The 26199-nt window shown below is 71.7% G+C and carries 27 protein-coding genes; 13 read left to right on the top strand and 14 right to left on the bottom strand.

Features of this window, described 5'->3' with window-relative positions:
* Positions 1-98 precede the first annotated feature (98 nt).
* Both ACIQCJ_RS14480 and ACIQCJ_RS14475 read right to left on the bottom strand, forming a co-directional pair.
* Positions 99-1178 (bottom strand): glycoside hydrolase family 25 protein, encoded by a 1080-nt coding sequence (locus ACIQCJ_RS14480; protein ID WP_402711529.1) that lies wholly within the window; start codon positions 1176-1178, stop codon positions 99-101.
* 505 nt (positions 1179-1683) lie between these two features.
* Positions 1684-2424 (bottom strand): class I SAM-dependent methyltransferase, encoded by a 741-nt coding sequence (locus ACIQCJ_RS14475; protein WP_402711528.1) that lies wholly within the window; start codon positions 2422-2424, stop codon positions 1684-1686.
* A gap of 131 nt (positions 2425-2555) precedes the next feature.
* Here ACIQCJ_RS14475 and ACIQCJ_RS14470 point away from each other — a divergent pair, with 131 nt between their 5' ends.
* From ACIQCJ_RS14470 to ACIQCJ_RS14450, 5 genes are all read left to right on the top strand, one after another.
* A complete protein-coding gene (locus tag ACIQCJ_RS14470) occupies positions 2556-3686 on the top strand; it encodes a histidine kinase (protein WP_391046149.1) in 1131 nt (376 codons plus the stop codon).
* Complete coding sequence (locus ACIQCJ_RS14465; protein WP_391162981.1) at positions 3683-4333, top strand: response regulator; 651 nt, start codon at positions 3683-3685, stop codon at positions 4331-4333. Before ACIQCJ_RS14470 ends, ACIQCJ_RS14465 begins: the two co-directional genes overlap by 4 nt.
* A gap of 191 nt (positions 4334-4524) precedes the next feature.
* Positions 4525-5091 (top strand): type 1 glutamine amidotransferase domain-containing protein, encoded by a 567-nt coding sequence (locus tag ACIQCJ_RS14460; protein WP_355342626.1) that lies wholly within the window; start codon positions 4525-4527, stop codon positions 5089-5091.
* A gap of 127 nt (positions 5092-5218) precedes the next feature.
* Complete coding sequence (dps, locus tag ACIQCJ_RS14455) at positions 5219-5776, top strand: DNA starvation/stationary phase protection protein Dps (protein WP_355342623.1); 558 nt, start codon at positions 5219-5221, stop codon at positions 5774-5776.
* A gap of 44 nt (positions 5777-5820) precedes the next feature.
* Positions 5821-6099 carry a DUF6479 family protein gene (locus ACIQCJ_RS14450; protein ID WP_355342620.1) on the top strand — a complete coding sequence of 93 codons (279 nt, stop codon included), beginning with the start codon at positions 5821-5823 and terminating at the stop codon, positions 6097-6099.
* A gap of 124 nt (positions 6100-6223) precedes the next feature.
* On the opposite strand, the gene tal is transcribed toward ACIQCJ_RS14450, so the two are convergent.
* Positions 6224-7846 carry a transaldolase gene (gene tal, locus ACIQCJ_RS14445; protein ID WP_402711527.1) on the bottom strand — a complete coding sequence of 541 codons (1623 nt, stop codon included), beginning with the start codon at positions 7844-7846 and terminating at the stop codon, positions 6224-6226.
* Positions 7847-8217: 371 nt separating this feature from the next.
* Positions 8218-8892: an HSP18 transcriptional regulator gene (locus tag ACIQCJ_RS14440; RefSeq protein ID WP_401719103.1), complete on the bottom strand. Its 675-nt coding sequence runs from the start codon at positions 8890-8892 to the stop codon at positions 8218-8220.
* Positions 8893-9033: 141 nt separating this feature from the next.
* Here ACIQCJ_RS14440 and ACIQCJ_RS14435 point away from each other — a divergent pair, with 141 nt between their 5' ends.
* Positions 9034-9465, top strand: coding sequence for an Hsp20 family protein (locus ACIQCJ_RS14435; RefSeq protein WP_391162987.1), 432 nt, complete (start codon positions 9034-9036; stop codon positions 9463-9465).
* Between the two features lie 151 nt (positions 9466-9616).
* Positions 9617-10051 (top strand): DUF2267 domain-containing protein, encoded by a 435-nt coding sequence (locus ACIQCJ_RS14430; protein ID WP_401308741.1) that lies wholly within the window; start codon positions 9617-9619, stop codon positions 10049-10051.
* Here ACIQCJ_RS14430 and ACIQCJ_RS14425 read toward each other — a convergent pair.
* Together ACIQCJ_RS14425 and ACIQCJ_RS14420 are read right to left on the bottom strand one after the other, a co-directional pair.
* A complete protein-coding gene (locus tag ACIQCJ_RS14425; RefSeq protein WP_391046133.1) occupies positions 10006-11250 on the bottom strand; it encodes a SpoIIE family protein phosphatase in 1245 nt (414 codons plus the stop codon). The genes ACIQCJ_RS14430 and ACIQCJ_RS14425 overlap by 46 nt on opposite strands.
* Before the next feature lie 367 nt (positions 11251-11617).
* On the bottom strand, positions 11618-11950 hold the full coding sequence (locus ACIQCJ_RS14420; protein WP_402711526.1) for a MerR family transcriptional regulator: 333 nt from the start codon (positions 11948-11950) through the stop codon (positions 11618-11620).
* Between the two features lie 717 nt (positions 11951-12667).
* Between ACIQCJ_RS14420 and ACIQCJ_RS14415 the strand changes: the two genes are divergently transcribed.
* On the top strand, positions 12668-13681 hold the full coding sequence (locus tag ACIQCJ_RS14415; protein ID WP_402711525.1) for a dihydroxyacetone kinase subunit DhaK: 1014 nt from the start codon (positions 12668-12670) through the stop codon (positions 13679-13681).
* A 35-nt stretch (positions 13682-13716) separates the two neighbouring features.
* Complete coding sequence (locus ACIQCJ_RS14410) at positions 13717-14463, top strand: DAK2 domain-containing protein (RefSeq protein WP_391162991.1); 747 nt, start codon at positions 13717-13719, stop codon at positions 14461-14463.
* Between the two features lie 130 nt (positions 14464-14593).
* Here ACIQCJ_RS14410 and ACIQCJ_RS14405 read toward each other — a convergent pair whose 3' ends face one another.
* Both ACIQCJ_RS14405 and ACIQCJ_RS14400 read right to left on the bottom strand, forming a co-directional pair.
* Positions 14594-15286, bottom strand: a complete 693-nt coding sequence (locus ACIQCJ_RS14405) for an HAD family phosphatase (protein ID WP_355342593.1) — start codon at positions 15284-15286, stop codon at positions 14594-14596.
* 161 nt (positions 15287-15447) lie between these two features.
* Positions 15448-16413, bottom strand: coding sequence for a ScbA/BarX family gamma-butyrolactone biosynthesis protein (locus tag ACIQCJ_RS14400; RefSeq protein WP_401719095.1), 966 nt, complete (start codon positions 16411-16413; stop codon positions 15448-15450).
* A 111-nt stretch (positions 16414-16524) separates the two neighbouring features.
* On the opposite strand from ACIQCJ_RS14400, the gene ACIQCJ_RS14395 reads away from it, so the two are divergent.
* Positions 16525-17184, top strand: coding sequence for a ScbR family autoregulator-binding transcription factor (locus ACIQCJ_RS14395; RefSeq protein WP_355342587.1), 660 nt, complete (start codon positions 16525-16527; stop codon positions 17182-17184).
* A gap of 250 nt (positions 17185-17434) precedes the next feature.
* Positions 17435-17749 carry a hypothetical protein gene (locus tag ACIQCJ_RS14390; protein ID WP_401308727.1) on the top strand — a complete coding sequence of 105 codons (315 nt, stop codon included), beginning with the start codon at positions 17435-17437 and terminating at the stop codon, positions 17747-17749.
* Positions 17750-17812: 63 nt separating this feature from the next.
* Here ACIQCJ_RS14390 and ACIQCJ_RS14385 read toward each other — a convergent pair whose 3' ends face one another.
* The 6 genes from ACIQCJ_RS14385 to ACIQCJ_RS14360 all read right to left on the bottom strand — a co-directional run bounded on the left by ACIQCJ_RS14385 (position 17813) and on the right by ACIQCJ_RS14360 (position 25086).
* Positions 17813-19078 (bottom strand): chloride channel protein, encoded by a 1266-nt coding sequence (locus ACIQCJ_RS14385; protein WP_402711524.1) that lies wholly within the window; start codon positions 19076-19078, stop codon positions 17813-17815.
* Between the two features lie 221 nt (positions 19079-19299).
* Positions 19300-22230, bottom strand: coding sequence for a BTAD domain-containing putative transcriptional regulator (locus ACIQCJ_RS14380; protein WP_402711523.1), 2931 nt, complete (start codon positions 22228-22230; stop codon positions 19300-19302).
* Positions 22231-22323: 93 nt separating this feature from the next.
* Entirely contained in the window at positions 22324-22686 is a 363-nt protein-coding gene (locus ACIQCJ_RS14375; RefSeq protein WP_355342575.1) for a hypothetical protein, read from the bottom strand.
* A gap of 118 nt (positions 22687-22804) precedes the next feature.
* A complete protein-coding gene (locus ACIQCJ_RS14370) occupies positions 22805-23326 on the bottom strand; it encodes a hypothetical protein (RefSeq protein ID WP_391162999.1) in 522 nt (173 codons plus the stop codon).
* A gap of 132 nt (positions 23327-23458) precedes the next feature.
* Entirely contained in the window at positions 23459-24091 is a 633-nt protein-coding gene (locus tag ACIQCJ_RS14365; RefSeq protein ID WP_188280250.1) for a response regulator transcription factor, read from the bottom strand.
* Between the two features lie 26 nt (positions 24092-24117).
* A complete protein-coding gene (locus ACIQCJ_RS14360) occupies positions 24118-25086 on the bottom strand; it encodes a histidine kinase (protein ID WP_402711738.1) in 969 nt (322 codons plus the stop codon).
* A gap of 320 nt (positions 25087-25406) precedes the next feature.
* On the opposite strand from ACIQCJ_RS14360, the gene ACIQCJ_RS14355 reads away from it, so the two are divergent.
* Both ACIQCJ_RS14355 and ACIQCJ_RS14350 read left to right on the top strand, forming a co-directional pair.
* The gene (locus tag ACIQCJ_RS14355) at positions 25407-25679 is read left to right on the top strand and encodes a hypothetical protein (protein ID WP_188280217.1); all 273 of its coding nucleotides are present in this window, start codon (positions 25407-25409) and stop codon (positions 25677-25679) included.
* A gap of 45 nt (positions 25680-25724) precedes the next feature.
* Positions 25725-26183: a CBS domain-containing protein gene (locus ACIQCJ_RS14350; RefSeq protein ID WP_355342569.1), complete on the top strand. Its 459-nt coding sequence runs from the start codon at positions 25725-25727 to the stop codon at positions 26181-26183.
* Positions 26184-26199 lie beyond the last annotated feature (16 nt).

Here is a 26199-nt window from a genome sequence, read left to right as displayed (position 1 = left end):
GGAGATCACCGTTCCCCGCCCGACATACCGGCCGCCTTGGTGCCGCTGGCCGGTACGTCGGGTCTTGAGGGGTCCGGGGGAGCCCCCCGCGCGAGGGGTCAGTCCCAGGCGTTCTGGTTGAGGAAACGGGCGACGCCGCGCCAGGAGTTGGGGCCCATCACGCCGTCGATCGGGCCGGTGTAGCCCCACTGCGCGGCGAGCCGCTGCCAGGCGGCGTACGTGTTGACGCCGGGCACGCCGTCGACGGGACCGGCGTAGCCGAAGTGCGCCTTCAGGTACCGCTGGAGGGCCGCGTAGGTGTTGACGCCGGGCACGCCGTCGACCGGGCCGGTGTAACCCGAGGTGAGGGACAGCCACTTCTGCGCGCGGCTCCAGAACACCGGTCCCGGGATGCCGTCCTGCTCCGTCGTGGTCTTCGGCAGACCTCCGCCTCCGCCGCCCCCTCCTCCGCCCCCGCTGCCCGGAGCGACCAGATCGAACGCCGAGCCGCGAGCGAGATTGTGGTCCACGTTCCGGATGCCGCCGATGGAGCCCACGGAGGTGTACTGGTGGACCGCCCAGTCCGGGTACGCGCCGCCCAGCTCCGGTTCGCCTTGCCGCGTACCGTTGTTGGAGCCGTACGCGGCCACCCACAGCTTGGCCCCGGTGGCGATCGTCTGGCCCCAACTGCCGCCGCGCAGATTCGCGGCGCCGATGTAGAACCAGGGCACGCACGTACCGACCCTGGCCTGTACCTGCCGGAACCAGGCGGCGACCTGGCCGTCGTTCCACAACCCGGTGGAGTCGTCCAGCACTTCGTCGTCCAGGGCCAGTACGTCGCCCTGCCCGTAGTCGTGCAGGTGGTCGACGAAGTAGTTCGCCGCGTCCGTCGGCGCCTGGAAGTCGCCGGACAGCCAGTAATGGCCGACCCGAAGTCCGGCCGCTCGCGCGCTGTCCACTTGGGCCGTGTAGTACGGGCTGACGTACGGTCCCTCGCTGAGCTGGCTGCCGCCGGTCTTGGCGATGGCGAACTGTTGGCCCTGGTTGCGGGCGAGCGCGAGGTCGATGCCGCCTTGGGTGGTCGCGACGTCGATTCCGTACGAATCGGCCGCGGCGGACGCGCTTCGTGCGCCCAGACCCAGACCTGCCGGGGCGAGCGTGCCTACGGCGAGGGCGCGTATCAGCGTTCTCCTGCGCATGTTTCCTCCGTGACGGTGGGGACGAGAGGGGCTGTCGAACTTTCGTTCCCTACCCACGATTGGGTCCGCGCAGTTCCTCGCGCCCCTGCGAAGACGGGGCTCGGGCAGAGTTCTGGATTTCCGAACTAGCGCGGGAGCGGGGCGAGTTGGCGATTCCTACGGTCACGGTGGAGGGCGGGGGCGCGGGCGGAGCGGGCCGTGGAGCCCTCGAGTCCACGAAGGGCCGCAGGGCGCGGTCGTAGTTCGCCAGCGCGGTCGGCAGGTCGTGCTGGAGGAGCAGGCGGACGCGGGGGCGCCGGACGTTGTCCCCGTCGTCACTCACGAGGAGGCGTTCGAGGCGGGCCTCGCACTCACCCTCGGGCGCCTCGATCAACCGGCGGGAGACCCCTGTGTGTTCGAGGGCCCCTTGCGGGGCCGGCTCCGGTCGCTTCCGCGGGCGGAACGGGCGTTGGCGGTCGCGGGATATGACGCGACGGTCCGGCGACGCGCCAACTGGGCTCTCCGGTCAGGGAGTTGGCCGAGCCGTCACGGCGGCGACGGGCGATGCCGCCGCCGGGGCGGACACGTCGGCCGGTCGGCGCAGCCGCCAGACCCTCGCCGGGGGCAGGTTGCCCCACACGGTCCGGCAGCCGGTGGCGTACTGGTCCTGGTATCCCGCGAGGACCTCTTCGACGGCACGGTGGCGGCGGGCTTCGCGGCGGGTGGCGGTCAGGGCGCGGGCGTAGCGGGTGCCGCGGTAGGCGAAGTACGTGAGCGTGCCGCCGGGCCGGAGCAGTTCGATGTACCGGTCCATGATCGTCGTGACGTGCGCCGGGGTGAAGTTGGTGAACGGCAGCCCTGAGACGATCACGTCGTAGCGCCGGTCGGTGTCGAGCTGTTCGACGAAGGCGTGATGGACGCGAATCCGTTCGCTCCCGTCCGCCGGAAGCGGATGGGAGCTGACGAGGCGTCGCAGTTGGGAGGCGAAGCGGGAGTTGGCCTCGACGATGTCCAGGCTGCTGCCCGGGGAGAGGCGGGGGAGGAGCGTGCGGGTGACGGAGCCGGTGCCCGCGCCCGCCTCCAGGACGTTCAGGGGCCGCGCTCCGTATTCGCCCGCGGGATCAGTGAGCAGACGGGCCAGAGCCTTGCTGCTGGGAGCGATGGCGCCGGTGGTGCGCAGATCGCGGGCCGCTTCGAGCAGGAACATCCAGCTCTCCGCTTTGCGCCGCGCGGGGGCACGGTGGTGTGAGGTGGTCCAGTCGTCCATGTCCGAGACGCTAGAGACGCCTTCAGCCGCGCATATCCTCCCTTGTGCGGCCGTCCTCCCCTACCAAAGGTGGAGGTCGGCGTAGCCGAACGTCGGACGACAGGCATCCGGGCGCGTGCCACGCTCTGCGGGTGAACGGGGAACAGGGGCAGGGATGGGCGGTCTACGGCCGCTACGGCTTGGTGGCGTTGCTGGCTCTGGCGGCTTTCCGGAACGAGGCGTTGAGCGCTGAAGGCCGGTACGCGCCTGCCGGCGGTGCGGCGGCCGTGGTGTGCGGGCTGGCGCTGCTGCGCCGGGCGCCCTGGTGGCTCGCTCCGGTGGTGACCACAGCGGCGGCGGGGGTATGGGGATGGCCGCTGCTGCCGCTGCTCCTGCTCGCCCTGTTCGACCTCGCCGCGCACCGGCACGTCGTGGCGGCTGTGACCTGTTCGGCTGTGGCGCTCTCGGTGAGCGCCGTGCTCCACCCGGCGGTCTCCCTGTGGCGCCCGCAGCAGTACGGCTCCACGGTGCTGGCGGTGGTGGGAGGGCTGTGGATGGGCAGTCGGCGACGCCTGGTGAAGGCGCTGAACACGCAGGTGGAGCATCTGCGGACCGAGCGGGAACTGCGCGAGCAGGCCGTACGCATGGCCGAGCGGTCCGCCATCGCCGCCGAGATGCACGACGTACTCGCCCACCAGCTCAGCCTGATCGCCCTGCACACCGGCGTGCTCGCTGCCAGGAAGGACGTCCTGCCCGCCGCACTCGTCCACCGCCTCACCCTGTTGCGCACCGCCTCCACCCATGCCCTGACCGACCTGCGTGACGTGCTGGGCGCCTTGCGCACCACCGACGTCCCCCACGGTGCCGAACGGCCGGCGCCGGTCCTGCGTGACGTCGAGGAGATGATCGGGCAGGCGCGGACGGCCGGGCAGCACATCGACACCGTCATCGAGGGCAGGCCGGAACAGGCCCCGTCGGCCCACAGGCTGGCGGTCTTCCGCCTGGTCCAGGAAGCCCTGACCAACGCCCGCAAACACGCTGCCGACGCCCCCGTCCGCGTCCGTATCGACTACGGGCCGCCCGCCACCGTCGTCGAGGTCACCAACACTCCTGGCGGGCGCGGCGAGGCGACGGCGCCCTCGGGGTTCGGCCTTGTCGGGCTGCGCGAGAGGGTCGAAGCACTCGGCGGACACCTGAATGCCGGGCCCGGCGGCAGCGGGTCCTGGCGGCTGGCCGCCCGGATACCGCACCGCGCCGCCGCGCCGAACGGTCCCCGCGCATGATCCGCGTCATGGTCGTCGACGACGACGCACTCGTCCGCCTCGGACTGACCGACCTCCTCGACGGCGACGAGGCCATCGAGGTCGTCGCCCAGGCCGCTGACGGGCTCCACGCCATCGAGCAGGCCACCGCCCACCGCATCGACATCGCCCTGGTCGACATCCGGATGCCCCGCATGGACGGCATCATCGCCACCAAGCGGTTGCGCGCCTTGCCCCACCCGCCCAAGGTCATCTCGCTGACCACCTTCGACCTCGACGAGTACGTCTACAACGCGCTGGCCGCGGGCGCCGACGGCTTCCTGCTCAAGGACACCGACCCCGCCGAGATCCTGCGCGCCGTCCACCTCGTCGCCGCCGGCTCCGCCTTGCTCCATCCCGCCGCCGCTCGCCGTCTCATCGACTGCTACCACCGCACCAACCGCCCTCGGGCCGCCCAGGCCCGGACGCGGATCGACCCTCTGACCCCGCGGGAGAAGGACGTGCTGGCCCTGCTCGCCGAGGGGGACACCAACGCCGACATCGCGAACGCGCTCGGCATGCGGGAGAGCACCGTCAAGTCCCACGTCAGCCGCATCCTGACCACCTTGCGCGTGACCAACCGGGTGCAGGCCGCACTCCTGGCCCGCGACGCCGGCCTCGCGCCGTGAGCCTCCCTCGGCCCTCGGCCGCGTGCCCGCGAGGGGAGTCCCGGACGACGTCCGACCACCCGGATCGCCGCAATATCGCGCCATTCGGGCAAATCGGTGAGCATTTCGAGGCATTAAAGCTGGTGAAGGGGTAGCCGCACATCGAGCCCGGGGGGCCACCAGCACAAGAAGCGCGTAAGGAAGGAACCGCCATGGCGGTCAGCAATCTGAAGGACCGGAGCGTTCTGGCGATCGTGACGAACTACGGCGTCGAGCAGGACGAACTCGTCGTCCCCGTGGAACACCTGCGGGCGGCGGGCGCAAGAGTCGACGTCGCGGCCGTGTCCGACGAGCCGATCCGGACGCTCGTCGGCGACAAGGACCCCGGCAAAACCGTGCAGCCGACGCTGACCCTGGAAAAGGCGGACGTCACGGCGTACGACCTGCTGCTCGTACCCGGCGGCACGCTGAACGCCGACAGCCTCCGGCAGGACGAAACGGCCGTGCGGGCCGTACGGGCCTTCGCGTCGGCCAAGCGCCCCGTCGCGGCGATCTGCCACGGCCCGTGGCTCGCGGTCGAGGCCGATCTCGTCCGCGGAAAGACGCTCACCTCCTACGCGTCCCTGCGCACCGACATCCGCAACGCCGGCGGCGCGTGGGTGGACAAGCCCGTGGTGAGCGACACCGCCGACGGCTGGACGCTGATCACCTCACGCACGCCCGACGACTTGGACGACTTCCTCCGCGAGGTCGAGGCCGCCCTCGTCCCGGCGCCCTGAGCCCGTCAAGCCCTGGCGCGACCCGCCCCGCCGACCGCGCGGGGAGCGCTCACCATGCCCGGCTCGTGCCTGACACGTGCCCGAGCCGAAATTCACGACCTTCTCCACCGACGAAAGCGAGACAGCCATGCCCACGCGCAAGCTTCCGAAGTACACCGTCCCCGGCCTGACCACCAAGCAGGGCGGCGAGCTCATCGGGATTCTCCAGATGCGGCTGCACGCCCTCAACGACCTCCATCTGACGCTGAAGCACGTGCACTGGAACGTCGTCGGGCCGCACTTCATCGCCGTCCACGAGATGCTCGACCCGCAGGTGGAGCAGGTCCGCGCGATGGCCGATGACGTCGCCGAGCGCATCGCCGCGCTCGGTGGTGTCGCCCTGGGCACCCCGGGCGCCCTGGTCAGTGAGCGGACCTGGAACGACTACAGCATCGGCCGCCAGGACGCCATCGCCCACCTCGGCGCCCTCAACCTGGTCTACAACGGTGTCGTCGAGGACGTCCGCAAGGCGATCGAGGTGGCCGGCGAGATCGACCCGGCCACCGAGGACCTGCTGATCGGACAGCTCCGCGACCTGGAGCAGTTCCAGTGGTTCGTCCGGGCGCACCTGGAGACCACCGGCGGCACCCTCGTCACCGACGGCGCCGCCACCGAGAAGGGCGCGGCCGGCAAGGCCAAGGGCTGACCGCTCGTCACCGCCGGACAGCCCCAGAGCAGGAGACAACCCTCATGACATCCACCCACTACCTGGCAAGCTCCGGGGTTTCCGGCAGCCTGCTCATCCTCCTGGCCGCGATCGTGGTGGCCGCGGTCCTCCTGGGCGGCTTCTGGTACGGCAGCCGCCGTATGCGCTCCCGCCGGACCGCCGCCCCGGCCGTACGTCCCGATCCCGCCGCGCCGAACGGGCAGCCGGATCCCGCCGCCTCGGCCGACGCCCAGCGCGGCCGGACGTGGCAGACCATCGATGACGACCCCGAGCAAGGCGCCCCTCACCGTCAGACGCGGTGACGAGCGGCCTTCCCGGCTCGTACCCGCGCCCGCCGTCGCGGACGTCGGGACGTAGAACGCCGAACCCCGCATCCGCCTCACGGCAGGTGCGGGGTTCGGCGTTCTCGGCGATGACGGCTGGGGGCTACGGGAGGGCGCGGGCGGCCGCGGCCAGACGCAACTCCTCGAGTACGGCGCTCTGGTGCTCGGCGCGCTCCAGCAAGGTGTCCAGGTGCTCGGGGTACAGCCGGGTCTCGGTCTCGGCCAGAGTGCGCAGGGTGCGCCAGCAGGCCGCCTTGCCCGCAACACCCAGGCACATGGATTCCAGCTCCAGCAGGTCGCTGAGCGGGGATCGCGTGAAGAGGTGTCCGTTGGGCTTGAGGCGGCCGACCTTCTCCGCCACCCATCCGATGGCGACCTTCGAGCGGTCGGGGGACACGTCCAGATCGGTCATGATCTGGATCAGCGAGTCACGGTCCTGTTCGATCTGGCGGGCCAGCTCCGCCAGTTCCGGGCCGCCGTCGCGGTCCTTCTGGGTCTGCGCCGCCCGGCGGAAGAGCTCCAGTCCGCCGGTCGCGCCGGACAGGTGGTCGTTGAGATAGATCGCCAGCAGACCGGCTCCGCCGGAGGCGGACGCGGCGGCGGCGCTGGCGCCGCGCATCTCGTTGTCCACGGAGGCGCCCAGTTCGGTCCAGCTGTCCTCGAACTTGGTCAGCCCTTCGCGCTCCAGGGTGTCGGTGACATCCGCGAAGTCGACGCCGATCCGCGCCAGCGCCTCGAAGTGGGCGGTCGCCGCGGTGTACTCCTCGCCGGTCGGCGGGTGGGCCGGAAGGGTGCCGTGGTCGGCGAACGCTTCAAGGGTCGTGCCGGGCATGGTGTTGACGGTGCCCGCGATGACGAGTTCGCCGACGTACATCGTGTCGGGGTAGTCCGGGTTCTTGACCCCGGTGGACGCCCACAGGGGGCGCTGCGGGCGGGCTCCGGCGGCGGCGAGCGCCTGCCAGCGCGGCGCGGCGGTCATCTCCTCGTAGGCCCGGTACGCCAGCCGGGCGTTGGCGACGGCGGCGGCGCCCCTGAGGTCGCGGGCCTCGGGAGTGCCGAGCGCGTCGAGCCGGGCGTCCACCTCGGTGTCCACGCGCGAGACGAAGAACGAGGCGACCGAGTCGATGGCCGCCAGATCGAGACCCGCCTCGCGGGCCTGTTCGAGGCCGCTCTGGTAGGCGTCCATCACCGCGCGGTAGCGGTCGAGGGAGAAGATCAGCGTGACGTTGACGCTGATGCCCCGGGCGACGGCGGCGGTGATCGCGGCGAGGCCCTCGCGGGTGGCCGGGATCTTCACCAGGAGATTCGGCCGGTCCACGGCCTCCCACAGCTTGCGTGCCTGCTCGATCGTGGCGTCGGTGTCCCGCGCCAGCCGGGGGTCCACCTCGATCGAGACCCGCCCGTCGGTACCACCGGTGCGCTCGTGCACCGGGGCGAAGAGGTCGCAGCCGGTACGGACGTCATCGGTGGTCAGGGCGAAGACGGCCTCGTCCACGCTCGCGCCCTCGGCGCCCAGGCGCCGCAGTTGCTCGCTGTAGCGGTCCCCCTTGGACAGCGCGGAGGCGAAGATCGTGGGGTTCGTCGTGACCCCCACCACGTGCCGGTCCGCGATCAGCCGCTTCAGCTCACCACCGGCGAGCAGCTCGCGGGACAGGTCGTCCAGCCAGACCGAGACTCCGGCCGCGGAGAGTTCGGCGAGCGGATCGGATGCGACGGGAACAGACATTGCGGGACCTCCATAGGGGCGCTGCGCCGAACGACGCGCGGTGTACGCGGTGCGCGTACCGGCCCGACGCCCGGGGACGCGGGGTTCGTACATGTACGAGGGGCAGGCAGAGCGCCGTGCGCCGGGCGTACGGAGCGCCCAGCGGATCAGCGCGTGCCGTGCCGGGGAACGGCCGGCTGGAGCCCGACGGATTCCTCGGCCTACGGCATGACTGGGCACCTCAGAAGAGACCGGCCCCCGTTATGCGGCTGCCCAGCCAGCGGATTCAAAACCTCGAACGCCGCCGGGTCGGCGCGCTGCCCGGTCGGAGCACGTCCGGCGGCCGGCCGGGCCGGAACGCGGCGGGCGAGACCACCTGGCCGGAGGTGTGACTACGGGGTGTGCGGCGGTCGCCCCGGGGCGTTGCGGAGCTGATGGGTGTGTTCGGTGACGGTGTGGACGCGGTCGGCGAGGTCGGGGTGGCCCGCTTGGAGGTGGGCGTGAGTGGCGGTGAGCGGGGTGATGAGCGCGGCGGCGTCGTCGGCGGCCAGGGCGGTGTCGAGGTGGCCGAGGGCGGTGTCGGCGGCGGTCGGCAGGTCGGTGAGCTGGGTGATCTGGCCGGCGAGTCTGCGCAGGTCGGCGGCGTTGGTGCGGGCCCAGGCGTCGACGGTTCTGTCGGCGGCGCGGCGGTTGCGGGTGGCGTTGACCCTTTCCTCGCCGGTGGAGCCGGCCGGGCCGGGGCGCAGGCGCAGGTAGCGGCGCTCGGCGGCCTGGCGGCTGGAGACGCCGAGGGGCGCGGCGAGGTCGGCCCAGCTGGCACCGGCCGCCCGCGCGGTCTCGATCAGGCCGGTTTCCCAGCCGGCGAGTTGTTCGCGGATCTCGCGCAGGAGCAGGAGCGAGGCGAGTACGTGCCGGGGGTCGGCCGCAGGGGCCGACGGCTGGTCGGGTGCCGGGCCGCGGGCGTCGCGGACGGCCGCGTCGATGGTTTCCAGTGCCGCCGCGGCGGCGGGGAAGGTGGCCGCGGCGGGCGGTGGCGACGGTGTCGGGGCGGGCTGGTCGGCTGTCATGGCGCCTCCTCCGGGCTGTCACCCAGGGGTGTCACCCTCAGGGTGACATCAATGTTTGTCATCGGATGGATGACATGCTACAACAGAGGGCAGGTGAACGACACCGGCGCCAAGCGCCCGACTTCCTGGAGGTGTTCCGCGATGCTGATGCGTACCGACCCTTTCCGTGAACTGGACCGACTCACCGAGCAGCTCCTGCGCCCCGGCACCTGGTCGAGGCCCGCCGCGATGCCGATGGACGCCTACCGCGACGGCGAGCAGTACGTGGTGTCCTTCGACATCCCCGGGGTCTCGCCGGACGCGATCGACATCGACGTCGAGCGCAACATGCTGACGGTGAAGGCCGAGCGCAGGCCCGCCCCGCACGACGAGGGCGTGCAGATGGATCTGTCCGAGCGGCCGCTGGGGGTCTTCTCCCGCCAGATCGTGCTGGCCGACTCCCTGGACACCGAGCAGATCCAGGCCGACTACGAGGCCGGGGTGCTGACGCTGCGCATCCCGATCGCCGAGCGGGCCAAGCCCCGCAAGATCTCCGTCGGCGCGGGCGACAACCGCCGGCAGATCGTCGGCTGACCCCCGCCGCCCGCGGTACCGCGCGGCGAAGGACGCGAACCCGTCGGCACCCTCCTTCGCCGCCGACCGACATCTCCTCCACCCCACCCGGCGGCCGGCCCCGCTCACCGGGCCCGGCCGCCGCCCGAAACGGAAGGCCACCGCCGCAGCCATGCCCGCCCAGTCCGAACAGCGCCGGACCGCGTCGGCGCTCACCTACGACCAGATGCTGGAAACCGTCCGTTACGACGGCGCCTACCCCACCCGCGAACGCGCCGAGCAGGCCGTCCACGCCGTGCTCGCGGCCCTGGGAAGCCAGCTCGGCGACGACCCGCGCACCGCACTCGCCGCCCATCTGCCCCGTCAGGCCGCTGACGTCCTCACCGCCCAGGCGCCCACCGCGCAGCCCCGCACCGGCTGGAGCTTCGTCCAGGACATCGCGGCCCGCACCGGCGTCACCCCCGCCGTCGCCCGCTGGGACACCGGCGCCGTCCTGAGCACCGTCGCCGCCCTCCTGCCCGGCGACCTGCTCACCCGCACCATCAACGAACTCCCCGCCGGCTACGCCCTGCTGTTCGGCCGCGCCGAACTCGCCCGAGCCGCCTGACCCCCCGTCGCGCCGTCCGGGCCGTGCCATTCGCAGAACAGGACGGTGGCGTCGTCCTCGAGGCGTCCGTGGTGGTACTCCATGACGGTGCGCATCAGGCGGCGCAGCGTCTCGTCGACGGGAAGGTTGTCCGCGTGGTGGCGGGTGATGAAGTCGGTGAAACGCTCCACACCGAATTCCCGGCCGTCGCTGTCGCGGGCCTCGGTGATGCCGTCGGTGAACAGCAGCAGCCGGTCTCCGGGCTCCAACTGCTCGGTGCGCTGCTCGACCGGCAGGTTGAATCCGCTGCCCATCGGCCCGGCCGGAGGGCAGTACAGGGTGCTGGACCACCGGCCCCCGCGGATCAGTACCGGCAGCAGGTGGCCCCGGTTGACCCAGCTGAACTTGCCGGTGTCCAGTTCCAGGTCCGCGAGGACGCCGGTGGCGTACCGGGTGTGTCCGAACTGCCCGACCAGAGTGTCTTCGATGGCCCTGCTGGCGTCGGGAATGGTGGCGCCGGCGCGGCGGTGGCTGCGGCAGGTGGACATCGCCAGAGCGGCGGTCAGTCCGGCGGAGGTGTCGTGCCCCATGGCGTCGAAGATCGCCAGGTGCAGGATGTCGTCCGCCAGCGCGTACTCGAAGGCGTCCCCGGCCACCTCGTAGGCCGGTTCCATGAAGGCGCTGACCGTGGCCCGCTGGTCGGAGAAGGTCCGTGGCGGCATCAGCGCCCATTGGAGTTCGGCGGGCACGCCCATCGGCCGGGTGCGGGTCAGCCGGGCGTGGGAGTCGCTGTTGGCCCGCTTGGAGACCAGCAGCAGTCCGGCCATCGACGCCAGCGCCAGCGCCACCTCACCGTCGGGCGTGCCCGTGTCGTCGGGGCCGGGCTCGACGTGCAGGACGCCCAGACGTTCCGTGCCGTCCCGCACCGGCATCCAGCACGCCCCGCCGGACGCCGGGGCGGTGACCTGTGTGATCTGGTAGGCGCGACCGGGCAAGGTGCCCTCGATCCGGTGCTCCTCGCCGCCTTCGCCGGCGTTCAGGCCGGTCCCGGTCACCTCGCGCAGTACCTCCTCCTGGAGATCCGCCACGAAGAGCCGGGCCCCGCCCGCGCCGGCCTGCTTGGCCGCGGTGTCCAGCAGGCGCGGCAACCGCTCGAACGGCGCCGTATGGCTGGCCTCCAGCAACCCGGCCAGTGCCCGCGCCAGACCGTGCGCGGTCATGCCCACCGCTTCGGACCGGAACGCACCCTGCCGGCATCAGTCTCTTCCGCCATGACTCAATCCCCTCACAGCGCGGGACCACGAGGTCGCGCACATCGACCAGCACATGCCACCGGGGACCACAGGGCACACGCCCGAGGGAACGACACCAGCGCGACCACTCCACCCGGCCACTCCGTGGCGGCCGGGACGACGGTCCCCACAACCCTCCCACCCAGGCCCGTTCCCAACAAGCGGCTCTCGCCGGGAGCGGCGAGGACACGGCTCGGGCCTCCGCTGGGAGCACGCGGAATGCCGGGCGATGGCACGTCGGAGTCGTCCTGGGAGCGAGTCGTTCAGGTAGGGAATCGCTGAGGTCGGCAGTCGTTCAGCCGGTGGCCCGGTCGCGGGGCTTGGAGGAACTCAGCTCCTCGTTGATGCGCTGGGCCTCCGCGAGCTGGTCCTCGAGGATGACGATGCGGCACGCTGCCTCGATAGGGGTGCCCTGGTCGACGAGCTCGCGGGCGCGCGCGGCGATGCGCAGTTGGTAGCGGGAGTAGCGGCGGTGTCCGCCCGCGGAACGCAGCGGGGTGATCAGGCGGGCTTCGCCGATCGCGCGGAGGAAGCCTTGGGTGGTACCGAGTATCTCGGCTGCTCGGCCCATGGTGTACGCGGGGTAGTCGTCGTCGTCGAGTCGGCCGAACGAGTCGTCTGCTGTCATCTCGCCTCTCTGTGGAACGCGCTTGAGGGGCCTTGGTGCCGAACGGCACCAAGGCCCCGAAGGAACTGCTACACCATCTACCGGCTTACGTACTGCGCCGGCTCTCTGTGTCCGCATCGCCACCGGGAGGGGGTTGGCGGCTGATGCGGGGATCGCGGTTGCTTGACCGGAGACCACCTCACTACCGATGTCCTGCGGTACCCGGGCCCGAAAATCCGCCCGGGCGATCCTGATGGCGCTCGGCTCCTCCGTTCTTCCCTCGGGATCAACTCTCTGAATCATCTCTTGGCACTGCGGTACTGCTCATGGCGGCCCCTGATCACCTCGGGCCACCCGGTCCGGCGGTCAGTCCCATCGCCCGTCTGGCAACAACCCCGGCTCTGGAACTCCACCACCGCACCGTCCTGCGTCCTGCACTTCGCGTACTGCTGCCCGGCAGTTCGTGTCTGCCGGGCCTTGCTGATCTCGGCTACGAGAGAAACCATAACCACGTCACCGCCGAATGTCTACTCCGGCCGACATAGATTCTGCGTGTCCCGAGAGGGAGATAACCTCCGGCGGCCACGCGGCACGCCTTATACCCGACCGCCCGCTCGTACGTCCGGTACTTCTGGAACAGCCACTCGTACGTGGGCGGAAAGTTGCCGTTTCGGGTGATACCGAACAGCATGATTACGCAGGAGACCGACCGCGTTCTCCGGAAAGGTCTGGTGCACCATGGGCCTTTACTTCGCGAACGAGATCGACGACCTCGTCGTGGACTCCCTGGCCGGTTTCGAACGGGCGCACGCCGACAGCGTCGCCTGGGACGAGGCGAACGGCTTCGTACGGGCGCTGACCCCGTCGCCCACGCGGCGCGTGGGCCTGGTGTCCGGTGGCGGCTCGGGGCACGAACCGCTGCACATCGGCTATGTGGGCGCGGGCATGCTGGACGCCGCCTGTCCCGGCCGCGTCTTCGCCTCGCCGCACAACCGCCAGATCTTCGCCGCCTCGCTCGCCGTGGCGCGGGAGAACGGTGTGCTGCACCTGGTGAAGAACTACACCGGCGACAAGATCAACTTCGGTATCGCCGCCGAACGGCTCGCTCGCGAGGGCGTCGACTGCGCGCGGGTCCTGATCGACGACGACGCCGCCTCGGACTCCGCGGAGGTCGTGAACGGCCGCCGGGGAACCGGTGCGACGGTGCTGGTCGAGAAGATCCTCGGCGCGGCGGCGGACACCGGGATGGGCCTGAAGGACCTGGCCGCCCTGGGCGTGGACGTGGTGGGCCGCTGCCGCAGCATGGCCGTGGCCTCCGCCGCCCACACCGCTCCCGCCACCGGCCTGCCCGCCTTCGACCTGCCGGCCGGCGGTCTCGAGTACGGCGTCGGCATCCATGGTGAACGGGCCCGTCGCACGCTGCGCGAACGCCCGTTGCGCGACCTGGCCGCGGACATGGTCGGCACGCTGGCCGACCCCCTGGGCCTGGTCTCCGGCACGTCGGTGATCGTGCTGGTCAACGGCCTCGGCGGCATCACCAGGATGGAGCTGTACGCCGTCCTGCACGAGGTCACCAAGGTGCTCGACGGGCGCGGCGCGGCCGTCGAGCGCACCCTGGTCGGCGACTTCGTCACGGCCCTGGACATGCGCGGCTTCTCGCTGACGTTGCTGGTGGCCGACGCGGACACCCTCGCCTACTACGACGCGCCCGCCCACACCCCCGCCTGGCCCGCGACCGCACCGGTCGTATAGGAACCCCGCGACTCACGAGTTCCCCGGAGGCAGTCATGGCCGCACCGTCCCGCACCGCGTTCACCGATGCCTGGATACGCCGGTTCGCCGCCTCCGCGGAGGCCACCGAGCCCGAACTGACCGCACTGGACCAGCAGGTCGGCGACGGTGACTTCGGCGCGAACCTCGTCGCGGGCCTCCGGGCGACGCTGCGACGTCTCGACGACCCGATCGGCCCGGAGGCGTGGAAGGCCGCCTCGAACGGCGCACCGGAGCGGGTCAGGCCCCCCGAGGCGAGCTGCGCCGGCCCGCTGGACGCCGCCGCGGCCGCTTTCCTCGATGAGGTCGGCGGCACCAGCGGCCCCCTGTTCGGCCTGCTGTTCCATGAGATGGCGGCGGCGCTCGCGGTGAGCGAGGGGGGACCCGACGCCGGAGCGCTGGCCGCCGGAGTCGGCAACGGCCTCGCGGCCATTCAGCGGGTCGGAGAGGCGACCGTTGGCGACAAGACCCTGGTCGACGCGCTCGCCCCGGCCTCCGACGCGCTGACGGCGCAGCCGCCGGGGACCGACCCGGCCACGGCCGTGGCCCACGCGGCGCGGGCCGCGTGGGAAGGCGTCGGCAACACCGCCCGGCTGACGGCCAGGCGCGGCCGTGCGAGCTACCTCGGCGACCGGGCGGCCGGCGTCCCGGATCCGGGCGCGGTGGGGATCGCGCTGCTGTTCTCCTCCGCGAGCGGAACCGTCTCCCGGCTGGGCCCGCTGCTCGCGGCGGCGGGGGACGTACCGGAGGAACAGAGTGCCTGACCGGCCACGCGGCTGACGGACGACCGGCGGACCCGGCGGGTGACCCGCGGGCGGACGGGGCAGCGGGGGAGTGGGCCGGTCCGTCCGGAGGACACGGGGCGGGAGACCCGCCGGTCCGCGGCGGGTCGGATCAGACCGGCAGCCGCTGGGCCATCCGGCGCGTCGCCCACTCGAAGATGCCCGGCTCGTCGAGCGTCGCGACCCACAGGTCGACCCGCGCCGCGATGTCCTCGCCCGGCCAGGGGCCGACGCCGACGACGCGCAGGCCGCCGCGTACGGCCGCCTCCACCCCGCAGGCGGAGTCCTCGACCGCCAGTGTGTCGCCCGGCGCGGCGCCGCAGAGCCGGGCCGCGGTCAGGTAGACGTCCGGGTGGGGCTTGGGCCGGTTGTCCTCGTCGGCGACCACGATGTGGTCGAAGTGGTCCCGGAGTCCGGCGTGGTCGAGGCAGGTCTCCACGACGTCCAGGGGGCAGTTGCTGGCGACCGCGAGCGGGGCGAACTTGGCGGCCGTCTCCACCAGCTCCCGCGCGCCGCGCATGGTCTGCGGTTCGCGGGCCACCAGCGCGCGGAAGTGGTGCAGCAGGCCGGAGGTGAGCTGGACGCCGAGCTCGGGGCGGCCTGCTTCGTCGGCCATGAGCTGACCGCACTCGGTGAAGTGCAGGCCCTTCGCCCGTTCGGCGAAGCCCTCGGCCGGGGCGACCCCGACATCGTTCATGGCCAGTTCGCGGGCCTGCTGCCAATGGCGTTCGGTGTCCATGAGTGTGCCGTCGCAGTCGAAGACGATGGCCGCGGGTGTCCACGAAAGAATGGGATGAGAGTTCATCGGGGATTTCCTTTTCAGGAATGCCTGAATGTGCCGGCGATGCGACGTCGCATTCCTCGCGGCGGGGTCGGCATACCGGTGAAAGCAGACGGGCGCGGGCCCTCGGCGGACGCGGCCCCGTAAAAGGGCCGTCTGGGAGACCGCCAAGAACATATCGATCGTTACGTTATGGACGTCAACCCAACGTAGTCAAGTGAGTCCTCTGCGTAATCACCCGAGTCGCCGTATCCGAGTACGCCGAAAGCGGCGCGCTCGGCGCCGTTGTGGATGCGGAAGACGCAGGTCCGGTGGTGCGGGACGCACTCCACGCTGGCCCGCGGCGTGAACTCGGCGAACCGCGCCGCCACCAGGCGGCCGCACGTCGGATGGAGTAGTACGCCGCCGCTGACCTCGGCGGCTGCCTGCCGCGCCGCCTCCAGGAGCACCATGCCGGGGACGTGGTCGGTCGGGTGGTCGAAGAAGAACGGGTGGCAGGGGTCGGCCGGGTCGATCTCGACCGTGCCGCCGCGGTGGGTGATCAGCACATCTCTGAGGTGGGCGACGGCCAGCGCGGCGGGCGCGGGGCGCCCGTCGGCCGTCGGCGTCGGCTGGCGCGCCGTGAGGCGTTCGGCGCGCAGCGCCGCGTATCCGTGAGCGCTCAGGAAACGGGCACCCCCGTTGGCCTGCGCGAACGCCCGGCCGTCGGCGAGGTAGGTGACGTCGAGCCGCAGGCCGGTGGTGACGCCGTCCGCCCCCTGGCGGCGCCCGCCGACCGCGATCCGGCACGTCACCTCGGTGCAGCCGTGGCCCGCCCGCGGCGCGCGTCCGGGCCGCAGGTCGAACGACAGGTCGGTGATGAGCAGGTGGCTGGTGGGCGGGACCCCGTACCAGCGCAGGGGTATGTAGATGCCGAGTTGCCGCAGGGTCTCCACCAGGACCAGCGGGCTGTGCCGGTCGGTCCCGTCGAGGGGGAAGGTCGTATGCGATCGGGGCCAGGCGGCGGCGGCCTCGAACGCGTCGTCCGCCGTCGGCCGTACGTCGGTCAGGAGAACCTCGGCGACGGACGCGCGGTGCACTGTCTCGCGGGGGACCGTCCGGGACCAGGTCAGCGGACGGGCACGACCGCCGACCCCTGTCGGAGAATTCATACCATAAGGAGAACTCACGCCCTGGGGATTTGCACGCGCATTGCTTCGTGGATGTTACGCGGAGGTAGTAGATTGCCTGCTGTTGGTGACGGCGCGGCAGGCGGAGTGAACGTGCAGGAGCGGGCGGAGACGACACGGCGGTTTCTGCTGGAGGCCGCGGCGCGTCTGTTCGACGAACGTGGTTATGCGGGGACGAGTATCAGCGACATCAGCGCGCTGTCCGGCCGCACCAGCGGAGCGATCTACTTTCATTTCGCCAACAAGGAGAAACTCGCGCTGGCCGTCGTCGAGGCGCACTTCGCGACCTGGCCGGAACTGGTCGACCGCGCCCGGACGGCCGACGCGCCCGCGCTGGAGAAACTCGTCGCGCTCAGCTTCACCGTGGCGCGCGCCTTCCGCGACGATGTCGTCGTGCGCGCCGGGTCCCGGCTGTGGATGGAGCGCAAGGCGATCGACGCGAGGCTGCCGACCCCGTTCAGTCCCTGGATCGAGACGGTGACCGCGTTGCTGGAGGAGGCCGGCCGCCGTGGGGAACTGGCCGACGGTGTCGCCCCGGCGGTCGCGGCCCCCGGTGTCGTCTACGCCTTCTTCGGCCTCCACACCGTCTCCGACGCGCTGGACGGCCGCGACCAGATCGAGGAGCGGCTGCACGACCTGTGGGTGCTGCTGCTGGGGGCGCTCCAGCGGGTGCCGGAGGCGGCGGGGCTGCTGGGGCGAGTCAGGAACGGGAAGGCCGAGCCGGTGGGGGAGCGGGTCGCCTCGCCCGCGTAGCGGCGGTGGAGCCGGCGGATTCCGCTGAGCAGGGCCATGGTTCTCCGCACGGTCCCGCGTCACGCGGGGCCGGGTCCGCGCGTGCGGTGATGCGTCCGTTGGCCACGGGCCGCCGCGCGGCGACGTCCCGACCGTGATCTGATGGAAAGGCGCTCTCGCCGCCGAGCGCGACCCGCGGGCGAAGAGGTCCGCCGACGGATCGGGCGTCTCACCCCCCCCGATCACTTTCCAGCGCCTGAACGAGGCCGCTATGAACCAGCTCCATCACTTCCACATCGAACACGCCGGACACTCGATCAGCGTGGACGTCAGCGGCGGACACCACCGAGAGGTCGAACTCCTCGTCGACGGGCGGGAGGTGGGCCACCGGGAGGACGGAAACGCCGACCGGCTCACGCTCTCCGGGGAACTTCCGGAGGACCCGCCCCGGCCCTTCGCCGTCCGCGTGGAGGGGCGACCGCACCACCGATCCCAGCCTCCGACCTGCACGCTCGTGCTCGCCGGAGACGAATTCCCCGTCCCCGACCGGACCCCTGTGCGGCGTCCTGACCACCGCGTCCGCTGAGCCGGGGCCGGGGCCGGGGGAGCAGGAGCAGGAGCCGGAGGGGAAGCAGGACCGGCGCCGGGGTCACGCGGGTCGTCCGGAAAGAACGGGCCCCTGTGGCAGCAGTTCGGCGGCCATGAAGGAGATCACGGAGGCGAGGACGATGACCGGCACGGAGCCGGAGTGGCCGAGCATGATCGCGACCAGTACGACGCTGCTGACCGGCAGCCGCAGCGCCGATGTGGCCGCCGCCGCCATCCCGGCCGCCATCGCGGGTACCAGGCCGAGCCCCGGCAGCGGGGCGAGCAGCGCGCCCGCGGCTCCGCCCAGGAAAAGGGCCGGGAAGACCGGGCCGCCGCGCAGGCTCCCCAGGCACAGGACGTAGGCGGCCCCCTTGAAGACGAGCACCGCCACCAGCGCCCCCACCGACCAGGCATGCGGGTCCTTGGCCAACTGCGACAGCGTCGCCTGACCCGACAGCGCCGCCTCGGCCGGCGAGCGGCCGGTGCTGACCGCGAAGAGCGCGACGCACCCGCCGGCCGCCAGCGCGCAGAGCGTCGTGTGCGGCAGCAGTCGGCCGGACACGAAGACCGCCACGTACCGTCCGCCCACCACGAGTACGTGGACGGCCGCTCCGATGACCAGCCCCATCAGCAGCGACCAGACGACGTCACCGGTGTCCAGCACGGGAGGGGCGGGCAGACCGACCGCCAGGCTCCCGGTCTTGAAGCCGGTCCACTGGCCGAACCCGCTGAAGATCACCGATCCGATGCCGCTGGCCAGCAGGGCCGGCAGCATCACGGCGAAGAGCTGCGGCCCGCCCACGCCCGCCACCTCCATCAGCAAGATGCCCGCCACCAGCGGGTTGCCGAAGATCGCGGAGATCGCCGCCGCGGAACCGGCGGCACCGAGCAGGGCGGTGCTCTGCGGTGAGGCCGGCGCGCGCGCCAGGTCACGGAAGACCAGGGCCAGCCCACCGCCGAGCGCGATCAGCGGGGCCTCGGGTCCCAGCACCGCGCCCAGCGGCAGGCTGAACAGCGCCGCGATGATCACACCGGGAATCGCTGCCCTCGTTGGCCCACCTGAGTGCAACCCGGCCGCCGGTACGTGTCCGCCGCGGCCGGGCAACCGGCCCGCCACCAGCGGGACGACCAGTCCCGCCAGCGCGAACGCCGGAAAGGGCCACCACCAGGGTGCGTGCGGCCACCCCAGATCCTTGGGCCAGTCCGTCCAGACCAACTGCTCCAACTCGTGCAGCGCCGCGAGGAACCAGAAGGCCAGCGCGGACACCGGAATGCCGATCAGGGCGCAGAAGAGCAGCGCTCGCCGGTAGGCGGGGTCGCGCAACATCGTCCGCAGCCGCTCGGCCTCGGGCGGCTGGGTTCCGGGGGAGGCCCCCGCGGTGGCGGCCTTCGACTCGGCGATAGGTCATCTCCATCGGTCGGCGCGCAGGCGGAACTGCACCCGGGGCAGCGCGAGACTACCCACCCCGACCCCGCCGCCCCCGGTGGCCCACGCCCCGTGACCTGGAATTCCCCTGGGTGGCGGTACGGACGGACCGCGCGGCGTCGTCATGGTGATGACGGGGGCGCCGGGGCCTTCGTCCGGTGCGCGTCACCGATGGTCTGCCACAGCCGCAGTGCGCGTTCGTGGTGGCGGTGTGCCAGGTCGTGGGCTCCGGCGGCGGCGTCCAGGTCGCCGAGCAGTTGCCAGCACGCGGCTTCGTCGTGGCGGTCGCCGTGTCGTTGGAAGATTCCGGCCGCGCGTTCCAGCGCCGGGCCTGCCCGGTCCCGGTCGTGCCGGCCGGCGTGCACGCGGCCGACTTCCAGCAGTGTGTACGCGGCGCACCGCTCGTCGGCCAGTTCCTCGAAGGCGGCCAGCGCCTGCCCCAGGCAGCGCAGCGCCTCGTCCGGATCGCCGCGCCGGTCGTGCAGCCGGCTGAACCGCCGCAGCACGACCGCCACCCGATGCCCGTCGTCGAGCGCCCTGGCCTGGCGCAACGCCTCGCCGAACCAGGACTCCGCCTCGTCGAGTTCGTCCTGCATGAGCCGCATCACGCCCATCGAACAGGACAGTTGGGCTTCGAGGTGGCGGTCGCCCTCACCGACCGCGATGGACAGGGCCCGCTCGATACGGGCGGCGGCTTCGTCGTAACGGCCCTGCACCCGGCTGATCGTGCTCAGCATGGCCATCGCCAACGCCTGGCCGCGCTTGTCCTCGCCGTTCTGGCACAGGGCGGCGGAGGACTCCAGGGCGCGGGTCGCCTCGTCGAACTCGTCGCGGTAGATGTTCAGTTGGCCAAGGCCGCGCAGCAGCACCGACGCGCCGCGCGTATTGCCCGCGGCCTCGGCCGCTCCCCACGCGAGCAGGTGCCCGTGCTCCCAGTCCTGGTACAGGCACCGGTGGTCGTAGTAGGTCGCGGGACCTGCCGCCAACTCCCAGGCCAATTCGTCCAGTCCCCAGTCCACGGCCAGTCGCACCGCGCCGAGCAGGGTGTCGCGTTCGGCGTCGAACCAGGCGACCGGGTCGGCCATCAGCCGGTCCACGACCGCGTCCGGCAGCGAACGGCGCGGCGCGGAACCGGGTTCGGCGACCAGCAGCCCTGCGGGCAGTCGATCGGTGGCGCGCCCGGCCAGATCGAGCCAGGTGGCCAGTACGCGGACCATCGCGTCCCGCCTGTCCGCCTCCGGCAGCTGTGCGGCGAGCTCCACGGCACAGGTCCTGATCAGGTCGTGGAGCCGGTAGCGCGGCTGGCCGATGGCGTCGGTGGCGGTGAGACGGACCAGGCTGGCGTCGACGAGGGTGTCCAGCACGTCGTCGGCGTCGCGGCGGTCCAGCAGCGGGCCGACCACCCAGCCGGGCAGGGTGGACGCGCCGAGCAGCCCCAGCAGGCTCAGCGCGCGTACCGCGTCGGGCGGGAGCAGCCGCACGCTCAGTTCGACGTTGGCTCGCACGCTGAGATCCCCGATCCTCAGCTCGGCCAGTCGGCGGGACTCGTCCTCGATCCGTTCCCGCAGCACCCGCAGCGACCAGGCCGGGCGGCCGGTGAGCTTGGCGCCGGCGATCCGGATCGCCAGCGGCAGGTTGTCGCAGCAGGCGAGGATCGCGTCGGCCTCCGCCGGTTCCCGCTCGACCCGCCGCCGCCCGACGATGCCGGTGAACAACTCCCGCGCCTCCGCCAGGCTCAGCACGTCCAGGTCGATGTGCCGGGCGCCGGGAAGCTGCGTCAGCAGCATGCGACTGGTGATGAGCACCGCGCAGCCGTCGGCGCCCGGCAGCAGGGGCAGCACCTGACTGGCGTGACCGGCGTCGTCCAGTACCACCAGCATCCGGCGGTCCGCCAGTAACGACCGGTAGAGCGCGGCCCGTTCGGGCAGGCCGTTCGGGATCGCGCTGCCGCCCACCCCGAAGGCCCGCAGTGCCTCGGCCAGCATCAGCGCCGGGTCCCGTGGCGCGTCCGACGTTCCGGCGAGGTCGAGGTAGAGCTGGCCGTCGGGAAAGGAGGCGCTGGCCAGCCGCGCGGCGTGCGTCACCAGGGAGGATTTGCCGACACCGGGACCGCCCACGACGACGGCCACCGGGGCCCGGTCGGGCGCCGACACGTCCAACTGCCGTGCGACCTGCGCCAGCGCGTCGGCTCGGCCCACGAAGTCGTGCACCCCGAGGGGCAGTTGGCGTACCGGCAGCGCCATGGCCGGTTCGGCGGCGGCGCCGGGGCCGTCCGGTCCGGTGGTCGCGGGGCCGCTCGCCGGGGCGGGTGCCGCCAGGGACGGATCGGCGGCCAGAATGCGCTGGTGCAGGGCTTGGAGCGGCGGGGTGGGATCGACGCCGAGTTCGTCCGCGAGCGTCCGGCGCAGCCGCTCGTACACCTGTAACGCCTCGCCCTGCCGCCTGCACCGGTACAGGGCGACCATCAAGTGCTCGGCGACCTGCTCGTCGAAGGGGAACACCCCTAGCAGGGCGGTCAGTTCCTCGATGACCTCACGATGGCGCCCCAGGCCGACCTCGATGCTCAGGCAGAGCTTGTGCGTGGCCGCGCGCTTCTCGTTCAGCCGTGCCGCGTCCAGCTCCAGGACCCGGCTCGCCATGCCGACCAGGGCGTCACCGCGCCAGCAGGCCAGCGCGCGCCGCAGCGCGACGGCGGTCTCCAACGGTGAGGTGTGCCGCTCGGCGAGCTGCCGCTGGTGGTCGAATTCCAGCAGGTCCAACTGCTCCCGTTCCAGGTGGATCTGGTAGCCGCCGCGCCGGGTGCTGATCAGGGAACGCGACGCCCCGCACGCGGCGAGGTTGCGGCGCAGCCCGGACATGGCGTCCTGGACCTGGCGGACCGCGGTGGCGGGGACCTTCCCGTCCCACATCACGGCAACGAGCTGTTCCATGGTGACGAGGTTGTTCGCGCCGACCAGAAGCGCGGCAAGCATCTTCGCCTGCCGCGCTCCGTCGAGTCGGACTTCGCACCCCGCGACCTGGGCGTGCAACGGCCCCAGCACGCCGAATCTCATGCCCCCGGCACTCCACAATCAGTGCCGGACCCCCGTCTGACCCGGCATCAGAACCGATCTTAGCGCCGCCCCGTGGCCCGCAGGGGTGCAGGTTCAGCCATACGCCGCGAGGAAGCACGCGGACGTCAGAACGTCATAGTTCCTGTCATTGACGTCCTTTATCGTGGCGGCCAATGCGGGCACACAGGCGACAAAGGCGTTCTCCGCGTTGACGAAGGCGGCGACAGCGGTCGTGTTGCAGATGATGATCCGCGTCGTCGTGGCCGCGTAACCCCACTGCGTGAGCGTGCTGATGCAGGAGTTCGGGTTGGCGTCGGGCTTCACCTGCGCCGCGGGCGCGCCGGCAGGGGCCGTGGCGGCGGAGGCGGCAGGCGCCATCGCCAGACCACAGCCCGCGAGAGCGACCGCGGACAGCGCGGCGGCGGCGAGGCGGCGGCCGGAGAGCGGCTTTCTCATCTGTTACCCCGTTTCGTGGGAAAAGGTACTGATGGTACGGACGGTGTCCGTCAACAGACGGACGACGACCTTGGACAGGGGACTTCCTTCGACGGTGGGCTTTCGTCGACAGGGGGACTCAGGTGGCCACGTCGAAGACGAGCCACGCCTGGTATCCCGAGTCCTGGGACGTTCCATTGCACGGATAGCCGCGCAGGCCGTACTGGAGGGAGAGATCGGCGCACATGTTGGCGTGGTCTTCCTGGTACCGCCCGTTCTGGAGCACGACCTGGGTGATGCCGTGAGCCTGGCGGGTGACGAGCCGCCACTCCTGCCATCCCCCGGTGTAGCTGGTGTTGTAGCAGGGGAAACCGCGCAATCCGTATTCCTGGGAGTAGTCGAGGCAGTTGCCGCTGCCCACGTTCTCGAGGTTCGCCCAGCCGTTGGCGTTGATGACGACCTGCCACCGGTACGACGTGTCGTAGAGATCGCACGGAGCGTTGCGGACCCAGTCGACCGGATGCCCGTGATAGGTGGTCAACTCGCGGGAGTCCTGCATGCAGGTGTTGCCCGCGTCCGGCGACAACGATTCGAGCCGGTAGATGTGGCCGGTCTGCCACGACCAGGCGGGCGCGGCGTCGGCGGATCCCGTGGTGGCCATCGGGAAGCGCCGCTGATGTCGCCGCGTGCGGCGCGCCGGACCCGGACCCGGTGCCGGACCCCTGGCCGGCGCCGGACCCCTGCCCGGTGTCGGACCCCTGGCCGGTGCCGGACCCAGCCGCGGCCCCGGGCCTCAGGGTTCGACGAGGCCGGCCCGGATCGCGTACCGGGTGAGGTCGATCCGGTCGCGCATGCCGAGCTTCTGGAGGATGTTCGCCCGGTGCCGGTCGACGGTCTTCACGCTGATCACCAGCGTCTCGGCGATCTCCTTCGCCGAATTCCCCTCGGCGATCAGCTTGGTGACCTCCTCCTCCCGCGGCGTGAGGATGCTCTCCGGCAGCTTCTCGCCCTGCCTGGCCCGATGCAGGTAGTCCCGGATCAGCGCGGTGATCGCGCCGGGATAGAGGAACGGCTCGCCGCGCATCGCCGACCTGACCGCCTCCAGCAGGTCCCGGTCGGCGACCGACTTGAGCACGTATCCGGACGCGCCGGCCCGGAGCGCCTCGAAGAAGTACTGCTCGTTGTCGTGCATCGAGAGCATCAGGATGCGTACGCCGGGGGCTCGCCGGGAGATCTCACGGGCCGCTTGCAGGCCGGTCATCCGCGGCATCGCGATGTCCAGAATCGCCAGGTCGATCTCGGACCCGCGGATCATCTCCACCGCTTCCGCCCCGTCGGCGGCCTCGGCGACCACCGTCATGTCGGGCTCGGCGTCGAGAATCAGTCGCAGGCCCCGCCGGACCAGTGCGTGGTCGTCCGCCAGCATGATCCGGGTCTTGGTCGTGGACACGCTTACCCCCGCTTCCTCTCCGCCGCCGACGGAATCGGGCCGTCGGCGGGAACGGTCAGCCGGACCTCGGTGCCGGTGCCGGGCACGGCGGTGATGGACAGCCGCGCGTCGATCAGCAGCGCCCGTTCCCGCATTCCCCGGATGCCGGCACCTTCCCGGCTCACCTCGCCGAGGCCGTCGTCGGCGACCCGCAGCACGACCGTGTCCGCCTCGGGCCGCAGCGACAGCTCGACCCGGCCGGCCCGGGCGTGCCGGGCCACGTTGGTCAGGCTCTCCTGGGCGATCCGGTAGATCACCAGTTCCTTCTCCGTGCTCAGCGCGGGCAGGTCCGGCTTCGCCCGCCGCACCACCGGCACCCCGCTGATCTGCGAGAACTCCGTCGCCAGCGCGTTCATCGCGCTGAGCAGCCCGAGATCCTCCAGCACGTCCGGGCGGAGCCTGCGGGCCACCCGTCCCACCTCGTCGAGGCTGGACCGCACCGTCTCCTGCACGGCGTGCAGGTCGTCGCGCAGGTCGTCCGGGGCCCGGTCCACGGCCCGCTTGAGGCCGAGCAAGACCACCGTGAGACTCTGCCCGATCTCGTCGTGCAGTTCCCGCGCGATCCGCTGCCGCTCCGCCTCCTGGGCGGCGAGCGCGTCGGCGCTGCTGGCGCTGCGTTCGGCCCCCAGCCGGTCCAGCATCGCGTTGAAGGTCGCGATCAGGTCCGCCAGGTCACCGTTGCCGGAGTCCGCCAGTCGGTCCCCGCCGCGCAGCAGGTCCACCCGGCGCATCAGCGCGGTCAGCGCTTCGAGCGGGGCCAGGCTGGCCCGCAACAGCAGGGCGTTCACCGTCAGGATGAGCGCCAGTCCGACGATCAGCACCGGGATCTCGGCCAGCCGTACCCGTGAGGAGACGGTGGCCGGTGAGAGCGCGAGCACGAGCGTACCGATCGTGAAGACCAGGCCGTTCAGCACGACCAGGCGGCGGAACAACGCCTGGGCAGGTGCCCTGCGGCCGGGCTCGTCCCGGCGCCCGTCCTTGCCTCGGCGGTCGGCTTCTTCTCGGTGCCCGGGCTCCTCTCGGCGGCCGGGCTCGGGGATGGCTGCCCGGTCAGCGGAATTGGTCACCGTGCCAGCCTCGCTCGGGAGCGGCCCGTTTGTCCATCGGGTCGCTCACCCATCCACAACCCCTTTCACCTGCATGTTCCGCGCGGGCAGAGATGGGTGTCGGACCCCATGGCCGGGTCGGCCGAATTCCCGAAACGTAGAGGGGGACCAGCCTCCCTTGCTCGAATGACCCGAAGGAGCCCTCAGTGGAGATCACCCGCACCAGTGTTTTCGGCGTCGGCGTCGTCAACCACTTCTCGACCCGTGAAGGGCAGCGCTTCGGCGTACTTGTGCATCAGTCCGGACGCCGATCGCTGCTCTGTTACGGCGCGGGCGATCCGGACGTACCGGTCAACCAGATCGAACTGGACCTCGACGAGGCCGACCAGGTCGCCGAGGTGCTGCACAGCGTCTCGGTCGCCGACCGGCTGGCGAGCCTGGAACGCCGGCTCGCCGAGCTCCAGGGCGGGTTCGCGTGATCAGGACGTATCCGAAGGTTGGTCCAGGCCAGGGGAGTTGGTGGAATGCAGGCACAGCAGATCGCCGTGACCGTACCGACGGTGACCGTTCGGGACTCCGTGGCCCACGCGGTCCGGTTGATGGCGCTACGCCGGTTGCCCGGCATGATCGTGGTGGACGACCGGGGCCGACCGCGTACGGTGCTGCCGGGCACGCAGGTGCTGCGGATGGCGGTGCCCGACAGCTACCGGGCGGACCGGGCGTTGGCCCGGGCCATCGACGAGGCGCACGCGGATCACTACTGGGACGAACTCGGCGACCTGACCGTGGGCGACTGCCTGCACCAGGGGCTGGCCCGGGTGGTCACGGTCGGCCTGGACGGGACGCTGCTGGAAGTGGCCGCCCTGATGGCCGGGCAGCGCAGCCCGCTGGTGGCGGTGGTCGACCACGCCGGTGTGCTGGTCGGGGCGATCACGCTGGAGCGGGTGATCGCCGAATTCGCGGTGGCCCACCCGGACGTCTGATCGCGCCCGGAAGTCT

Origin of the sequence: Streptomyces sp. NPDC093221 (assembly GCF_044753885.1) — a bacterium.
Classification (GTDB): Bacteria; Actinomycetota; Actinomycetes; order Streptomycetales; family Streptomycetaceae; genus Actinacidiphila.
The sequence above is the reverse complement of the archived record's forward strand: the minus strand, read 5'-3'. Positions and strand labels throughout refer to the sequence as shown.

Bases quoted from the DNA above. Each gene is read 5' to 3' on its own strand.
- ACIQCJ_RS14480 (WP_402711529.1), bottom strand. From the start codon at position 1,178: ATGCGCAGGAGAACGCTGATACGCGCCCTCGCCGTAGGCACGCTCGCC.
- ACIQCJ_RS14475 (WP_402711528.1), bottom strand. From the start codon at position 2,424: ATGGACGACTGGACCACCTCACACCACCGTGCCCCCGCGCGGCGCAAA.
- ACIQCJ_RS14465 (WP_391162981.1), top strand. From the start codon at position 3,683: ATGATCCGCGTCATGGTCGTCGACGACGACGCACTCGTCCGCCTCGGA.
- ACIQCJ_RS14460 (WP_355342626.1), top strand. From the start codon at position 4,525: ATGGCGGTCAGCAATCTGAAGGACCGGAGCGTTCTGGCGATCGTGACG.
- dps (WP_355342623.1), top strand. From the start codon at position 5,219: ATGCCCACGCGCAAGCTTCCGAAGTACACCGTCCCCGGCCTGACCACC.
- ACIQCJ_RS14450 (WP_355342620.1), top strand. From the start codon at position 5,821: ATGACATCCACCCACTACCTGGCAAGCTCCGGGGTTTCCGGCAGCCTG.
- tal (WP_402711527.1), bottom strand. From the start codon at position 7,846: ATGTCTGTTCCCGTCGCATCCGATCCGCTCGCCGAACTCTCCGCGGCC.
- ACIQCJ_RS14440 (WP_401719103.1), bottom strand. From the start codon at position 8,892: ATGACAGCCGACCAGCCCGCCCCGACACCGTCGCCACCGCCCGCCGCG.
- ACIQCJ_RS14435 (WP_391162987.1), top strand. From the start codon at position 9,034: ATGCTGATGCGTACCGACCCTTTCCGTGAACTGGACCGACTCACCGAG.
- ACIQCJ_RS14430 (WP_401308741.1), top strand. From the start codon at position 9,617: ATGCCCGCCCAGTCCGAACAGCGCCGGACCGCGTCGGCGCTCACCTAC.
- ACIQCJ_RS14425 (WP_391046133.1), bottom strand. From the start codon at position 11,250: ATGACCGCGCACGGTCTGGCGCGGGCACTGGCCGGGTTGCTGGAGGCC.
- ACIQCJ_RS14420 (WP_402711526.1), bottom strand. From the start codon at position 11,950: ATGACAGCAGACGACTCGTTCGGCCGACTCGACGACGACGACTACCCC.
- ACIQCJ_RS14415 (WP_402711525.1), top strand. From the start codon at position 12,668: ATGGGCCTTTACTTCGCGAACGAGATCGACGACCTCGTCGTGGACTCC.
- ACIQCJ_RS14410 (WP_391162991.1), top strand. From the start codon at position 13,717: ATGGCCGCACCGTCCCGCACCGCGTTCACCGATGCCTGGATACGCCGG.
- ACIQCJ_RS14405 (WP_355342593.1), bottom strand. From the start codon at position 15,286: ATGAACTCTCATCCCATTCTTTCGTGGACACCCGCGGCCATCGTCTTC.
- ACIQCJ_RS14400 (WP_401719095.1), bottom strand. From the start codon at position 16,413: ATGAATTCTCCGACAGGGGTCGGCGGTCGTGCCCGTCCGCTGACCTGG.
- ACIQCJ_RS14390 (WP_401308727.1), top strand. From the start codon at position 17,435: ATGAACCAGCTCCATCACTTCCACATCGAACACGCCGGACACTCGATC.
- ACIQCJ_RS14385 (WP_402711524.1), bottom strand. From the start codon at position 19,078: ATGTTGCGCGACCCCGCCTACCGGCGAGCGCTGCTCTTCTGCGCCCTG.
- ACIQCJ_RS14380 (WP_402711523.1), bottom strand. From the start codon at position 22,230: ATGAGATTCGGCGTGCTGGGGCCGTTGCACGCCCAGGTCGCGGGGTGC.
- ACIQCJ_RS14375 (WP_355342575.1), bottom strand. From the start codon at position 22,686: ATGAGAAAGCCGCTCTCCGGCCGCCGCCTCGCCGCCGCCGCGCTGTCC.
- ACIQCJ_RS14370 (WP_391162999.1), bottom strand. From the start codon at position 23,326: ATGGCCACCACGGGATCCGCCGACGCCGCGCCCGCCTGGTCGTGGCAG.
- ACIQCJ_RS14365 (WP_188280250.1), bottom strand. From the start codon at position 24,091: ATGCTGGCGGACGACCACGCACTGGTCCGGCGGGGCCTGCGACTGATT.
- ACIQCJ_RS14350 (WP_355342569.1), top strand. From the start codon at position 25,725: ATGCAGGCACAGCAGATCGCCGTGACCGTACCGACGGTGACCGTTCGG.